Genomic DNA, 14,660 nt, shown 5'->3' with positions numbered 1-14,660 from the left:
CGGGCCCGTCGGGCTCACGACGCTCGCCGTGGCGGTCGGCGAGGAGCCCGAGACGGTGGAGACGGTCGCGGAGCCGTTCCTCGTGCGCGAGGGGCTCATCGGCCGCACCCCCCGGGGCCGCGTCGCGCCCGCGGAGGCCCGGGCCCCCCCCGGCCTCCGGGCCGTCGGCGGGGGTCGGTCCGGTGCTCCCGCTCCTCGGGTGCCCCTTCGCTGCCGTGGCGGGTCTCGCCCCGCTCGGCGCGCTACGTGCACCGCGCCTAGCGTGGCGAGACCAGCCACGTCAGCGAAGGAGCACACGATGAGCGAGAGCACCGGACCGACCCCCGACGACGCCCCGGATGCCGTGGTGGACCCGGACGTGGACGAGGTCCGCGACGACGAGGTCTCCGACGACGAGGTCGCCCGCTCCATGCCCGACGAGGGCGGCAGCGACACCGACCCGGCGTCGTTCCTCAACCCCTGACGCACGGCCGGCGCGCGGCGGGGACGCCGCATCCGCCGGCGTCACGCCGCGCGCGCCGGCGCCCGTCCCGGTAGACCGGGGGCATGACGCGATCCTCCGAAGCCGGTGCCGTGCTGTTCGACATCGACGGCACCCTCGTCGACTCCAACTTCCTGCACGTGCACGCGTGGGTGCAGGCCTTCGCGCGCGCCGGCCACCCGGTCGACGCCTGGCGGGTCCACCGCCGGATCGGCATGGGGTCCGGCCGCCTGATCGCGGAGCTGCTGGGAGACGACGCCGACCGGCTGACCGAGCAGGTGAAGGACGGGCACGCCGAGCGGTACGCCGCCCTCGCGGACCTGCTGCGGCCGTTCGACGGCGCGCGGGAGCTCGTGCGGACGCTGGCCGGCGAGGGCGTCGCCGTGGTGCTGTCGACGTCCGCCGCCCCCGAGGAGGTCGAGAGGCTGCGAGCGGTGCTCGACGTGGACGACGTCGTCGAGATCACCGGCGCGGAGGACGTCGAGGAGGCCAAGCCCGAGCCGGACCTCGTGCAGGCGGCGCTCGACCGCGCCGGGGTCGGCCCCGACCGGGCGGTGTTCGTCGGGGACGCGGTGTGGGACGTGGCGGCCGCCGCGCGCGCCGGGGTGCCGTGCGTCGGTGTGCTGAGCGGGGGCACGTCCGAGGCGGAGCTCCGGGACGCCGGCGCGGTGGCGGTCTACCCGGACGTCGCCGCGCTGCTCGCGGGGTGGCGCACCAGCCCGCTGGCCGCGGTCCTGCCGCCCGCCTGAGCGCTCGTCAGCGGGTGGGCTGGTCGTCGGCCACCAGGTCGGCGTACTCGGGGTGCTCGTCGATCAGCCTGCGCACGAACGGGCACTGCGGCACGACGCGGTCCCCGGCGGCGCGGACGGCGTCCAGCGCCTCGCGCACGAGCGTCGAGCCGATGCCGTGACCCTCGCGGGGCGCGTCCACCTCGGTGTGCGTGAACACCACCACGCCGGGGCTGCGCCGGTACTCGGCGAACCCCAGCAGGGCGCCCTCGGCGTCGCGGACCTCGAAGCGGTCCTGCTCGGGCACGTCCGTCACGGTGAGCGTCGTCATGCCCGAAGTATCGGCCGCCGACCGCGCCCGCCGCCACGTCGCTGATATCAGCGCGCCCGGTGTCGGAGGCGGGTGCGAGACTGACCAGGTGCTGGGGCCCTACCGTGACGTGCTGACCCGTCCAGGGGCGCTGGCGTTCTCCTCCGCCGGGGTCATCGCCCGGCTGCCGATGTCGATGGTGGGCATCGGCATCGTGCTGATGATCGAGGCGCTGCACGACTCGTACGGCCTCGCCGGGAGCGTGTCGGCGGTCTACGTGCTCGCGCAGGCGGTGTGCTCGCCGTGGCTCGCCCGCCTGGTGGACCAGCACGGGCAGGCGCGCGTCATGCGTCCCGCCGTCACCGTGTCCGCGCTCGCGATCATCGCCCTGGTGGTGTGCGCGCTCAGCGGGGCGCCGGTGTGGACGCTCTACCTCACGGCCGTCGTCACCGGCTCCACGATCGGCTCGTTCGGGGCCCTGGTCCGCGCCCGGTGGTCCCACGTGCTCGACGACCCGCGGGCCCTGCACACCGCGTACTCGCTGGAGTCCGCGCTGGACGAGCTGGTGTTCGTCGTCGGGCCCATCCTCGCGACCACGCTCGCGACCGCCGTCACACCCTCGGCGGGGCTGATCGTCCCGGTCGTGGGGATGCTGCTCGGCGGGTTCTGGTTCCTGAGCCAGCGTGCGACGCAGCCGCCCCCGCACCCGCAGGCCGACGCGGCCACCCGCCCGGACGGCCGGCGCGTGCGGCGCGGCTCCGTGATGCGGTCCGGCGGGATGCTCGTGCTCGCGATCGTGTTCGTCGCGATGGGCGCCATCTTCGGGGCCACCGACGTCAGCACCGTCGCGTTCGCCGAGGAGGCCGGCCGGCCGGGGCTCGCGGGCGTCGTGCTGGCGGTGTTCGCGTGCGGCTCGATGATCTCCGGCCTGCTGTACGGCGCGCGCCACTGGGTGACGCCGCTGTGGCGGCGGTTCGCGATCGGCATGGTGGCGCTGGCGGTGGGCGCCGCGCTGTTCGTGCTGGTCACGTCGATGACGATGCTGGCGGTCGTCATGTTCGTCGCCGGGTTCGCCATCGCGCCGACCCTCATCAACGGCAACGGGCTCGTGCAGCACTTCGTCGCGCCGGAGCGGCTGACCGAGGGCCTCACGTGGGTCGGCACCTCGCTCGGCGTGGGCGTCTCCGTGGGGTCGTGGATCGCCGGCAGCCTCATCGACCGGCAGGGGTCGCACGGCGGCTACCTGGTCGTGGTCGGGTCCGCCGCGCTCGCCGTGGTCGCGACGCTCGCGTCGCTGCGCACCCTGCGCGCGGGCACCGCGGACCTGCGTGCGGCGGAGCCCGCGGCGGACGCCCGCGCCGCGGGGACGCCGGGCACCGCCCCCGCCCGGACCGCCGAGGCGGTCGCCCCCGCGCCCCGCCGGCCCGGGGACGCCACCCGGGGCTGACGCCCGCCCGGGGCGCCGGCGCCGCCGTCGGCGCGTGCCGGGCCGGCCGTCGCCGCGTGCCCGGCCCGGCGTCACCGCGGTGTCAACGCAGCACGCGGGGTGCGCCCACCTCGGCCCCGTCCTCGGCGGCCGCGCGGCGGCGTTCGGCGAAGATCCCGAGCACCAGCAGCAGCCCGCCCGCCGCGAGGAGGGTGAGCAGCCACGGACCCGCGGAGATCGTCCGGCCGATCTGCGCGGCGAACACGCTGATCACCGCCACGGGCAGCGCGCCGGCGCCCACGACCAGCGGCGCGCGGAGCATCTGCCGCGCGCCGAGCAGCATGAACCCGAGCGCGAGCACCACGACGAGGATCGCGCGCCAGGTCATCGGGTCCGTCCAGATGGCCAGCATCGACGGGCCCAGGGTCGCGAGGATGCCGGGCGTCAGCGTCGCGACCGACGTCGTCCGGCCCACGGGCCACGCTCCGCGAGCCGGGGCCGCGGTGACGCGTCCGGTCGGCTCCGCGAGCGCCGTGCGGAGACCCGCGAACCCCATGGCCGTCAGCGCGAGGCCGAGCGGGAGGGCGAACACCTCGACCCGCAGCTCGCGCGGGCTCCACGCCCCGATCGCCCACGCGAGCGCCGCCAGCCACAGGAACCAGCCGGGCGGGAGCGCCGCGGCGAGCGGGGAGCGCACCGGCGCCGCGCCGCCCGCCGGCACCGCACCCGCCGGCGCCGCACCCGCAACCGCGCCACCCGCCGGCACCGCACCCGCCGGCACCGCGCCACCCGCCGGCACCGCACCCGCCGGCACCGCGCCACCCGCCGGCACCGCACCCGCCGGCACCGCGCCACCCGCCGGCACCCCACCTGCCGACGCCACTCCCGACGGCGCCGCCGCACCCGCCTCCGCGCGCACCGCCAGGACCGCGGCGCCGAGCAGCGCGAGCTCGACCAGCCACCCGACCCACACGACGGCCCAGGAGTCCCGGGCCCCGGCGAGGGCTCCGACCGTGCCGGCGAGCAGCGCCGGGGCGAGCGCCCAGCGGCGCAGGGCCGCGGCCTCCCCCTCGGCGGCGGTGCGGCGGTGCGGCGCGACGGTCGCCGCGAGCGCCACCTGCCGGGCCGCGACCAGCCGGCACGCGACCCCGAGCAGCAGGGCCCCGGCCACCGACCACGCGAGCGCGGCGCCGAACAGCCGCGCGTTGTCCGCGCCGGATCCGGCGGGGGTGCCCGCAGCGAGGTGCACCGCCCGGATCGGCCCGCCGAGGGCCGCAGCGGCGGCGCCGAGCAGCAGCGGGTCGGTGAGGGCGCGCAGGGCCCCGCGACCGGCGGGGGCGGTCGCCGTGACGGCCGAGGACCGGTCGATCAGGAGCGTCGCACCGACGGCGACGGCCGCGAACGCGAGCAGCACCGCGGACCGGACCCCGGTCGCCGCACCGAACAGGGCGAGCACGAGGGTCGGCGCCACCAGCAGGGCCGTCCCCGCGGCGACGAGCGGGCGCCACCGGTCGCCGCGCCGGGCGAGCAGCGTCCCGACGACGACGGCCGCGACGGCCGGCGGGGCGGTGTACGCCTCGACGAGGCCGACGCCCCACCAGGCGAGCGCCGACCAGACCACACCGGACCACAGCACGGCGGCGACCCACCAGACGGGCCGCCGGTCCGGGCGCAGGGCGAGGGCCGTGGCTCCGGCGCCGAGGATCGCGCAGAGGGCCAAGACGGTCTCCGCCCCGGTGCTGGCACGCGCGATCCCGAGCAGGAGCGCGACGGCGCCGGTGCCGGCGGAGGCCAGCTCCAGGGCGACGCGCGCCCGACCGGCGGGGACCTCGGGGGCCCGGCGTCGCAGGCGGTCCGCGACGGCCGGTGCGGCGACCGCGGCCGCGGCGGCCAGCACGGCGACGACCGGCAGCAGCACCGGCGACCCGGACCCCGGCAGCAGCACCGCACCGGCGCAGATGACGAGGACCGCGACGGTCGGCACGACCAGCCCGGCGGCCAGCACCCGCAGCCACCCGGCGACGGGGCGCGCGCGGGTGTCCAGGAGCACGACCTCGAGCACGAGGAGCGCTGCCGCGACGCCCGCGGACCACCAGGTGCGCTCGACCGCGACCGCCGCGATGCCGAGGACCGCCGGTACGGCCGCGACCACGAGCACGGCGAGCCAGGCGTCCGACCCGACGCGGGGCACGACGGTGAGCGCGACCGCGACGAGGGTCAGCGCCACCGCGACGCCGCCGATCACGCCGTAGGCGTCCCACCCCGCCCAGGCGAGGCACACGGCGAGCACCACCCCGGCGTACGCGGCACCGAGGCCGACCAGAGCGCCCCGCAGGTCCGCGAGCGCCAGGCGCCGGCTGCGCAGGAGCAGCAGCACGACGGCGACCGCGCCGAGGGCGACGGTCGGCCGGGAGGTCCAGGTCAGGGCCGTGAGCAGGGCGATCTGCACGAACGCCGCGACGGTCAGCGTGGCGCGCCAGGGCGTCGCCGACGCGGGCGCGCGGCGGGCGGCCTCGACCAGCGCGGCGGCGAGCAGCAGCTGCCCCACGAGCAGGGCCGTCGACCAGGGTCGCAGGAGCCCGGTGGCGACCACCGCGGCGAGCACGGTCGCGGACGGCAGCCACAGCCGGGCGAAGACCTGGACGCCCGGTTCGTGCGGGACGGGAGACGCGGGGAGCACGGGCACGGGCGACGGGGGCAGCGGCGCCCCGGCCAGGGCGGGCGGCGGCGGCGGGAGCACCGGCACCCGCCAGACGGGCGCGAGCCGGAGCCGGCCGACCGCCCCGAGCGCCCCGGCCAGCACCACGAGGGCGAGCAGCTGGGCGCCGCCCGACCCCGTGCCCGTCCCGGCGAACGCGGCCCCGTCGAGCTCGCGGGTGAAGGTGGCGTCGATGCCGTCGAGCAGCGCGACCGTCGACGCGATCGCGACGACCACCGCCGGGACGGTCGACGCCACGAGGGCCACGAACCCGCCGGAGACGAGAGCCCGGTACCGCGGGTCCTCGTGGCGCGGCCGGTCGGCGACCGTCGGCACGAGCACGAGCAGCGCCCAGACGGCCGCGCCCGCGAGCGGACCGGCCCCGACCTCCTGGGGCAGCACGGCGACACCCGACAGCACCGCGAGCGCGCCGGCGGCCCAGGTCCAGGCCGTGGCGAGACCGGCGGACGCCTGGGCGCGGGCGACGGCTGCGGCGAGGAGCAGGGCGACGGCGACGGCGCCGGTCTCCCAGCGCGGCGCGATCGGCGGGAGGGCGGGCGCGACGAGGAGCGCCGCCGCGAGCAGGCCGGCCGCCCCCAGCGTGAGGAGCGCGTCGACGACGGAGGGTGCCGCGCCGAACCGGTCGCGGACTGTCCGCCGGTGCGGGACCCGGACCAGCGTGACGACGGCCGCGACGAGCAGGGCGAGGTGCCACGCCCACAGGCCCCCGACCGCACCCGCCACGCTCAGGGGCACGAACGGGAGCACGAGGACGGCCGCGGTCCAGGCCCGCACCCGGACGGCGGGCCCGGCGGCGGGCAGCCCCACGCCCACGGCCAGCAGCAGGAACGCGAGCACGACCCAGCGGGCGGCGCCGCCGACGAGCGCCGCCACCACCCAGGCGTCCACGACCGCGAGCGCGGCGACCAGGCCGCCGACCGCCTCGGCGGACGAGCCGATCCCCTTGCGGCGCAGCACGAGGGTGCCGGCCGCCGCGCCCGCGGTCGCGAGCACGAGCACCGCGACGCGCGCGGCGGGCGCCTCCGCGAGCACGAAGAACGCGAACACGAGCGCCGCCGCGGCCACGAGCCCCGCACCGGCGAGGACGAACAGGCGCACGACGTCGAAGCCGCGCTCCGGCGGCGGCGGGCCCACGGGCGCGAATCGCAGCGGCGCGCCGGGCGGGGGCACGGCACCGGCCGGCAGGACGGGACGCGCGGGGACCGGCCCGGCGGACCACGCCGGGACGGCGGGCGCACCGGTCGCGGGCCCCGTCGTCGGCCCGCCCGCCCGGCCGCCCACCGGCTGCACCGCACCCACCGGCTGGGCCGCACCCACGGGCTGGGCCGCGCCCACCGGCTGCGGCGCCCACACCGTCGGCCCGGTCGGCGCCGTGCGCGGGTGGTCCCCGGTCTGCTCCGCGCGCACGGTCCAGATCACCCGGCGGCGCTCGTCCAGGGCGCGGGCCGCGGCTCGGGAGGCGTCGGCGATGCGCTCGCCGGCCGACCCCGCGAGGTCGAGCCCGCACGACCCGCACCGCGCGGAGTCGAGCGCGGTCCCGCAGGACGGGCAGCGCGTGAAGTCGGTGAGCTCGCGCCGGAGCGCATCTGCCGAGGTCAGTTCCACGTGCTGAGAGTGCCAGCCCGCGGAGCCCGGGGTGCGTCGTCCACAGTTCCTGCGCAGACTTTCACCAGGTTGCCCGCCGGACGGCCCCGTTCGCCGGGGTCGCCCGGGGTGGCGCAGGGCCGGGCGTGATCGACGAGACACCGGCCCCGGGTGGCGCCGCGCGAAGTCATGGGATGAATATGGCCGCACGACAACGATCGGAGCGAGGCGTGGCACGCAGCAGCACGGTGGCCGACCAGCTCGTCGCCCAGGTGGTGGCGGCAGGGGCCAAGCACATCTACGGCATCGTCGGGGACAGCCTGAACCCGGTGGTCGACGCGGTCCGCCGCGCCCGCAAGGACGGCGTCGACATCCAGTGGGTGCACGTCCGGCACGAGGAGGCCGCCGCGTTCGCCGCCGCGGCCGAGGCGGAGATCACGGGCGCGCTCGCGGTGTGCGCCGGCTCGTGCGGCCCGGGCAACCTGCACCTCATCAACGGCCTCTACGACGCGAACCGCAGCCGCGTCCCGGTGCTGGCGATCGCCTCGCACATCCCGAGCGCGCAGATCGGCACGCAGTACTTCCAGGAGACGCACCCCGACCGGCTGTTCGTCGAGTGCTCCGTCTACTCGGAGATGATCTCGTCCGCCGCGCAGGCGCCGCGCGTGATCCGCAGCGCCATCCACCACGCGTACGGCGCGCCGGGCGTCGCGGTGCTGACGCTGCCGGGCGACGTCGCGGACCTCGAGGTCCCGCCCGCCGGCACGGACACGCTCACCCGCCCGAGCAGCCCGCGCGTGGTCCCGGCCGACGCGGACGTCGCCGCGCTCGCCGCCGCGATCGACGACGCGAAGAAGGTGACGATCCTCGCCGGTGCGGGCGTCCGCGGTGCGCACGACGACGTCCTCGCGCTCGCCGACACGATCGCCGCACCCGTCGGGCACAGCCTGCGCGGCAAGGAGCACATCCAGTACGACAACCCGTTCGACGTCGGGATGACGGGTCTGCTCGGGTACGGGGCGCTGCAGGCCGCGATGGACGAGGCGGACCTGCTGATCCTGCTCGGGACCGACTTCCCGTACGACCAGTTCCTGCCCGGCGACGTCCGGACCGCGCAGGTCGACATCGACCCCACCCGCCTCGGCCGCCGGACCCGCAACGACCTCGCGGTGGTCGGGGACGTCGGCGAGACCGTGCGGGCGCTGCTGCCGCTGGTGTCGCGCAAGCGGTCGCGCCGGTTCCTCGACTCGATGGTCAAGAAGCACGAGCGGGCGATGTCCGGCGTGGTCGGCGCGTACACGAAGGACGTCGAGCACCACACGCCGATCCACCCCGAGTACGCCGCCGTGCTGCTCGACGAGGAGGCCGCGGACGACGCGGTGTTCACGGTGGACACCGGCATGGGCAACGTCTGGGCCGCGCGCTACCTCACGCCGAACGGACGGCGCCGCGTGATCGGCTCGTTCCTGCACGGGTCGATGGCCAACGCCGTGCCGCACGCGATCGGAGCGGCCTTCGCGGCCCGGGACTCCGGCGCCGAGCAGAAGCACGTGGTGGCGATCGCCGGCGACGGCGGCCTGTCGATGCTGCTCGGGGAGCTCATCACGCTGGTGCACTACCAGCTGCCGGTGAAGATCATCCTGTTCGACAACGCGACGCTCGGCATGGTGCGTCTGGAGATGCTGGTCGACGGGCTGCCGAGCTACGGGACCGACTCCCCGACGGTCGACTACGCGGCGGTCGCGAACGCGGTGGGCATCCCGGCGGTGCGCGTCGAGGACCCGACGCACATCCGCACCGCGCTCCGCCAGGCGTTCGCGCACGACGGGCCGGCGCTCGTCGACCTCGTCACCGACCCCCGCGCGCTGTCGCTGCCGCCGAAGATCACGCGCCAGCAGGTCGGCGGGTTCACGGCGGCGATGAGCAAGGAGATCCTCGGCGGCGGGATGGGCGAGGTCATGGCCATGGCCCGCTCGAACCTCCGCAACGTCCCGCGCCCCTGACGGCCGGGCGGGGGCGCCGCCCGCGAGGGCGCGCCCCCGCCCCGCCGGCGGTCAGTACGCGATGCGCCCGCGCCGGCCGTGCAGCTCGCCCGTCGGTCCGTCGGGGCCCAGCAGCGCGAGCGCCACGGTCGCGTCGGTCCCCTCGGTGACGGTCTGGTGCCCGGAGTGCCCGTTGAAGTCGGTGCCGGTGTAGCCGGGGTCGCTGGCGTTGACGCGGAAGCCGGGCAGGTTCTTGGCGTACTGCACCGTCAGCGCGATGACCGCCGCCTTCGACGCCGCGTAGGGGACGGCCAGGACCGGGTACTCGTCGTGCGCCTCGTCGAGGAGCCACCGCGGCACCCCGACCCCCGACGCCACGTTGACGACGACCGGGTTCGCGGACCGCCGCAGCAGCGGCAGCGCGGCCTGCGTGACCCGCACGCCGCCGACGACGTTGGTCTCCAGCACCTCCCGCACCGCCTCGGCGTCGAGGTCGTCCACGCCGAAGGACGTCCCGAGGACGCCCGCGTTGTTGACGAGCACGTCGAGCTCGGGCAGCGCCGCGACCGCGGCGTCGACGCTCGCCTGGTCGGTGACGTCGATCTGCACGGCGTGCGCACCCAGGGCGCGCACGGCGTCCCCCGAGGCGAGGTCGCGCATCCCGGCGTACACCGTGTGGCCGGCCTCGACGAGCCGGCGGGCGGTCTCCAGCCCGAGGCTCTTGTTCGCCCCGGTGATCAGTGTGGTGGTCATGGCGTCCACGCTCCGCCGGGCCGGCGGATCGCACCAGGCACCGCACGACCGTGGGACTCGCGGTACCACCCAGGCCCGGGCGCCAGGGGGCACGATGGGCGCATGGACGATCTCGCGCGGGTGCTGCGGGCCTGGCGGGACCGGGTGCGACCGGAGGAGGCGGGGCTGCCGGCCGGAGCCGGGCGCCGGACCCCGGGGCTGCGGCGCGAGGAGCTCGCGATGCTGGCCCACGTGAGCGTCGACTACGTGGTGCGCCTGGAGCAGGGCCGCGCGACGCACCCGTCGCCGCAGACGCTGGCCGCCCTGGCGCGGGCCCTCCGGCTGGACGACCACGAGCGCGACCACCTGTACCGCGTGGCGGGTGCGGCGGTGCCGTCCCGCGGGACGGTCCCCCGGCACGTCACGCCCGGCGTGCAGCGGATCGTCGACCGGCTGACGGACGTGCCGGTCGCGGTGTTCACGGCCGCGCACGACCTGGTGCTGTGGAACCCGCTCTGGGCGGCGGTGAACGGCGACCCGTCCGGGTTCGTCGGCCACGAGGGGAACGTGGTCTGGCAGTGGTTCGTCGGCGGGGTGCCGCGCGTGGAGCACGCGCCCGGGGACGCCGAGGCGTTCGCCGCCGACCTGGTGGGCGACCTGCGCCAGGCCCGGGGCCGCTATCCGCAGGACACCGCGCTGGAGCGCCTGGTGCAGCGGCTGCTCGAGGAGTCGCCCGAGTTCGCCCGGCGCTGGCAGGAGGCGCGCGTCGCCGACCACCGCGCGAGCCGCAAGACCGTGCACCACCCGTGCGTCGGGGACATCACGGTCGACTGCGACGTGCTGGTCGCCCCCGGCACCGACCTGCGGATCGTCGTCTACACCGCGGCGCCGGGCAGCGAGGACGCCCACCGGCTCGAGCTGGCGCGCACCGCGGGGCTGCAGACGTTCGCCGCCGACCCGGTGGGCTGACGCCGAGGGGTGGCGCCGCAGAACGGGCGAACCGTCAGTGCAGCTCGCCCAGGGCGGCCCGGATCTCCGCCGTGATGACCGTCATCGCCCGCTCGGCCGCCTCGGGATCGCGGGCCCGCACCGCGGCGGCCACCGCGTCGTGGGCGTCCAGCGCCTCGGGTCGCGGGTGCGCGGGCATGAGGCCGTGCCGGGTGCGCCCGGCGAGCACCTCGGCGACCACGTCGGTGAGCGCCGAGAACATCTCGTTCCGCCCCGCACGCAGCAGCAGCGCGTGGAACTCGATGTCGCAGGCCAGGAACTCCTCGAGCCGGCCGGCCTCCCCGAGCTCGCGCATCCGGGCCACGATCTCCAGCAGCCGGTCGACGTCGGCGGGGTCGGCGTGCCGGGCGGCGGCGGCGGCCGCGACGGGCTCGACGGCCGCGCGGAGCTCGGTGAGCGACCGGAGCTGAGCGAGCCGGCCGGGGCCCGCCAGCCGCCAGCGGATCACGCGCGGGTCGAACACCATCCAGTCGGACGCGGGCCGCACGACGAGCCCGACGCGGCGCCGGGACGTCACCAGCCCGAGGTGCTCGAGCATCCGCATGGTCTCGCGCGCGACGGTGCGGGACACGGCGAAGCGCTGCTGGATCCGCTCGAGGGTGAGGACCGCGCCGGCGGGCACCGTGCCGGCGGTGATCTCCGCGCCGACCACCTCGAGCACGCTGCTGTGCAGCACCTCGGCCACCACGTCCGCTCCTCCTCGCCGCGCTGGTCACGCGCCCGATCGACGCGCTGATCACGCGCCCCTCCGACGCGCTGATCACGCGCCCCTCCGACGCGCGCCGCCCCGGCGGCCGTGCCAGGGTCGCACACGGGGCGGGCCGGACGCGCGGTCGACCAGCGCCCCGACTGGTGTGACCTTTGGCTTCCAAAGATCGCACCTTTGTGCCACAGTGTCCGGTGCTGCGGGGCGGTCCGCGGCCGCTGCCGGACGAATCCGCGCCCGGACGACGACGTCGAGAGGGACAACCAATGCCGGAGGTCCAGCACCTGGTGGTGATGGGGGTCGCGGGGTCGGGGAAGACCACGACCGCCCAGATCCTGGCCGAGCGCCTGAACTGGCCGTTCGCCGAGGCCGACGAGTTCCACCCGCCGGCCAACATCGAGAAGATGTCGGCGGGCACCCCGCTGACCGACGACGACCGCTGGCCGTGGCTGCGCGCCATGCGCGACTGGCTCTCGGAGCAGGCGGGCGCGGGCCGGTCGACCATCGTCACCTGCTCCGCGCTGCGCGTCGCCTACCGCGACGTCCTGCGCGAGGCCGAGGGCCGCGTCCGGTTCGTGCACCTGGACGGGACGATCGACTCCATCGGCCAGCGGATGGCCGGGCGCGCCGGGCACTTCATGCCCCCGTCCCTGCTGCCCTCGCAGTTCGAGACGCTCGAGCGGCTCACCGGGGCCGAGGACGGCGTCGTGGTGCCGGTCGAGGTCTCCCCGCACTCCGTCGCCGACGCCGCCCTGCGCGAGCTCGGCATCGACCCCGCCACGGCCCGCGTGCCCGGCCCGACCACCCCCCAGGAGTCCTGATGTCCCCGCTCGCCGCCACGGCGCTGCTGGCCGCCGCGGCCGAGGACACCGCACCCGCGGTGTCCGACACCCGCCTGATCGTGGCCGCCGTCGTCGGCATCGCCGTGATCGTGCTGCTCATCGTGTGGCTGAAGCTGCACCCGTTCCTGTCCCTGATGCTCGGCGCCGGCGTGCTCGCCGTCGCGGCCGGCCTGCCCTACACCGACGCGTTCACCAGCTTCACCGCGGGCCTCGGCACCACGGTCGCGGGCGTCGGCATCCTCATCGCCCTCGGCGCGATCATCGGCAAGATGCTGATCGACTCCGGCGGCGCCGACCAGATCGTCGACTCGATCCTGGCCAGGACGCCGGTGAAGCGGCTGCCGTGGGCCATGGCGTTCGCGGCGTTCATCATCGGCATCCCGCTGTTCTTCGAGGTCGGCGTCGTCCTGCTGATCCCGGTCGTGATGCTCGTCGCCCGCCGGTCGAAGGTCTCGATGATCGTCGTCGGCATCCCCGCGCTCGCCGGCCTGTCTGCGCTGCACGGCCTCGTGCCGCCGCACCCCGGACCGCTGATCGCGATCGACGCCCTCGGCGCCGACCTCGGCCTGACGCTCGGGCTCGGCCTGCTGGTGGCGATCCCGACCGTCGCGATCTCCGGCCCGCTGCTCGCCAAGCCCATGGCCCGCTGGGTGCCGCTGGACCCGCCGACCGAGATCCTGGGCGGCTCGGACCGCGAGGAGGGCGCCCGCCGCCCCTCGTTCGCCACCGCCCTGACCGTGGTGCTGCTGCCCGTCGTCCTCATGCTGGCCCGCACCCTCGCGGAGACCATCGGGTTCCAGGAGAGCGGCGTCGGCCAGGTGCTCGACTTCATCGGCACCCCGCTGGTCGCGCTGCTCATCACGGCCCTGGTGTCGCTGGTCCTGCTCGGCTCGCGGCAGGGCCGCACCCGCAGCCAGATCGGCTCGCTCGTCGACTCCTCGTTCGCGCCGATCGCCTCGATCCTGCTGATCGTGGGCGCCGGCGGCGGCTTCAAGCAGACGCTCGTCGACTCCGGCGTCGGCGACGTCATCGCCAAGGGCCTCGCGGACGCGCCGATCTCGCCGCTGCTGGCCGCCTGGCTCGTCGCGGTGCTGATCCGCGTGGCGACGGGCTCGGCCACGGTCGCGACCGTCACCGCCGCGGGCATCGTCGCGCCGCTCGCCGAGGGCCTGTCCCCCACGCACGTCGCCCTCATGGTGCTCGCGATCGGCGCGGGCTCGGTGTTCCTCAGCCACGTGAACGACGCCGGGTTCTGGCTGGTCAAGGAGTACTTCAAGATGACCGTCGGCCAGACCTTCAAGACGTGGTCGCTGATGGAGTGCGTGCTGTCGGTCACCGCGCTGGTCGTGGTGCTGCTGCTCAGCCTGGTGATCTAGCGACGCTCCCGGGCGCCGGTCCCCACCGGCGCCCGGGGCCGCCGTCGTCCGGCTCCGAGCGGTCGTCCAGCCGCCGGACCGACTCGCGCACCGAGCCGTGCATCATGAGCTCGAGGTCGCCGACCAGGCGGTACGGGTGCTCGACCATCCCGCCGGCGACCCAGCGCAGCACGACCGCGAGCACCACCGACGTGTAGTGGTCCACCACCCGGGCCCGGTCGCCCGCGCGTCGGGGGCCGCCCCCACCGACCTCGGCCACGACGGCCTCGGTCACCGGCCGCATCTGGGCGAACAGGTACCGCTCGAGCCGCGACCGGCCGACCCCGTCGAGGACGGCGACCGTCGACGAGCGGTTCTCGCGGAGGTACTGCAGGAGGCGGACCAGCCCGTCCGCCCAGGTCTCCGACGACGCCGCCGCGGCACGCACCTGCTCCGCCACCTCGGTCTCGAACACCCACACCGCGAGCTGCCGCACGTCGCGGAAGTGGTAGTAGAAGGCCTGCCGGGTGAGACCGCAGTCCCGCGCCAGCTCCGTGACGGTCACCCGGTCGAGCGCCTCGTCCCGGAGCCGCACCTTCAGGGCCGCGGCCAGGGCGTCGCGCGCGTCGGAGCGGCGGCGCTCAGGACTCGCGGGCTCGGTCATGCCTCACCGTACGGCCGCGCGCCGACCACCCGGAGCGGGCCGAAAGTCCCGTCCCCGCCGGGTGACGACGCGACCGAGGCCTCCTCCGCGCCGCGCTCTGGACACATCGGCCCCGCTGTCCAG

12 protein-coding genes and 1 pseudogene are annotated in these 14,660 nt (G+C 76.6%); 8 read left to right on the top strand and 5 right to left on the bottom strand.

Going from position 1 to position 14,660, the window contains the following annotated elements; all coding sequences use genetic code 11:
* The 3 genes and pseudogenes from QNH85_RS13815 to QNH85_RS13805 all read left to right on the top strand — a co-directional run.
* Positions 1-139 (top strand): annotated as a pseudogene (locus QNH85_RS13815) (Holliday junction DNA helicase RuvB C-terminal domain-containing protein); the annotation flags it as partial.
* Positions 140-298: 159 nt separating this feature from the next.
* Entirely contained in the window at positions 299-463 is a 165-nt protein-coding gene (locus tag QNH85_RS13810; protein WP_282947315.1) for a hypothetical protein, read from the top strand.
* 83 nt (positions 464-546) lie between these two features.
* Positions 547-1,230, top strand: coding sequence for an HAD family hydrolase (locus QNH85_RS13805; protein ID WP_282947307.1), 684 nt, complete (start codon positions 547-549; stop codon positions 1,228-1,230).
* A gap of 7 nt (positions 1,231-1,237) precedes the next feature.
* On the opposite strand, the gene QNH85_RS13800 is transcribed toward QNH85_RS13805, so the two are convergent.
* Positions 1,238-1,540, bottom strand: a complete 303-nt coding sequence (locus QNH85_RS13800; RefSeq protein ID WP_282947305.1) for a GNAT family N-acetyltransferase — start codon at positions 1,538-1,540, stop codon at positions 1,238-1,240.
* An 88-nt stretch (positions 1,541-1,628) separates the two neighbouring features.
* Here QNH85_RS13800 and QNH85_RS13795 point away from each other — a divergent pair, with 88 nt between their 5' ends.
* Positions 1,629-2,966 carry an MFS transporter gene (locus QNH85_RS13795; protein WP_282947303.1) on the top strand — a complete coding sequence of 446 codons (1,338 nt, stop codon included), beginning with the start codon at positions 1,629-1,631 and terminating at the stop codon, positions 2,964-2,966.
* Positions 2,967-3,048: 82 nt separating this feature from the next.
* On the opposite strand, the gene QNH85_RS13790 is transcribed toward QNH85_RS13795, so the two are convergent.
* Complete coding sequence (locus tag QNH85_RS13790; RefSeq protein ID WP_282947301.1) at positions 3,049-7,269, bottom strand: proline-rich domain-containing protein; 4,221 nt, start codon at positions 7,267-7,269, stop codon at positions 3,049-3,051.
* Between the two features lie 179 nt (positions 7,270-7,448).
* Here QNH85_RS13790 and QNH85_RS13785 point away from each other — a divergent pair, with 179 nt between their 5' ends.
* Positions 7,449-9,251 carry a pyruvate dehydrogenase gene (locus QNH85_RS13785; RefSeq protein WP_428830410.1) on the top strand — a complete coding sequence of 601 codons (1,803 nt, stop codon included), beginning with the start codon at positions 7,449-7,451 and terminating at the stop codon, positions 9,249-9,251.
* Between the two features lie 51 nt (positions 9,252-9,302).
* Here QNH85_RS13785 and QNH85_RS13780 read toward each other — a convergent pair whose 3' ends face one another.
* The gene (locus QNH85_RS13780) at positions 9,303-9,983 is read right to left on the bottom strand and encodes an SDR family NAD(P)-dependent oxidoreductase (RefSeq protein ID WP_282947298.1); all 681 of its coding nucleotides are present in this window, start codon (positions 9,981-9,983) and stop codon (positions 9,303-9,305) included.
* Positions 9,984-10,085: 102 nt separating this feature from the next.
* Here QNH85_RS13780 and QNH85_RS13775 point away from each other — a divergent pair, with 102 nt between their 5' ends.
* Positions 10,086-10,931 (top strand): helix-turn-helix transcriptional regulator, encoded by an 846-nt coding sequence (locus QNH85_RS13775; protein ID WP_282947296.1) that lies wholly within the window; start codon positions 10,086-10,088, stop codon positions 10,929-10,931.
* Between the two features lie 34 nt (positions 10,932-10,965).
* Here the strand turns inward: QNH85_RS13775 and QNH85_RS13770 are convergent, their stop codons facing one another.
* Complete coding sequence (locus QNH85_RS13770) at positions 10,966-11,658, bottom strand: FadR/GntR family transcriptional regulator (RefSeq protein ID WP_282947294.1); 693 nt, start codon at positions 11,656-11,658, stop codon at positions 10,966-10,968.
* A 284-nt stretch (positions 11,659-11,942) separates the two neighbouring features.
* On the opposite strand from QNH85_RS13770, the gene QNH85_RS13765 reads away from it, so the two are divergent.
* A complete protein-coding gene (locus QNH85_RS13765; RefSeq protein WP_213281426.1) occupies positions 11,943-12,497 on the top strand; it encodes a gluconokinase in 555 nt (184 codons plus the stop codon).
* Positions 12,497-13,894, top strand: coding sequence for a GntP family permease (locus QNH85_RS13760; protein WP_282947292.1), 1,398 nt, complete (start codon positions 12,497-12,499; stop codon positions 13,892-13,894). Before QNH85_RS13765 ends, QNH85_RS13760 begins: the two co-directional genes overlap by 1 nt.
* Here QNH85_RS13760 and QNH85_RS13755 read toward each other — a convergent pair.
* Entirely contained in the window at positions 13,878-14,537 is a 660-nt protein-coding gene (locus QNH85_RS13755) for a TetR-like C-terminal domain-containing protein (protein ID WP_282947290.1), read from the bottom strand. The genes QNH85_RS13760 and QNH85_RS13755 overlap by 17 nt on opposite strands.
* Positions 14,538-14,660: the final 123 nt, after the last annotated feature.

The organism is Cellulomonas endometrii (assembly GCF_949769265.1).
Taxonomy (GTDB): domain Bacteria; phylum Actinomycetota; class Actinomycetes; order Actinomycetales; family Cellulomonadaceae; genus Cellulomonas; species Cellulomonas endometrii.
Note: the sequence above shows the minus strand (reverse complement) of the source record. Positions and strands in the feature narration are given on the sequence as shown.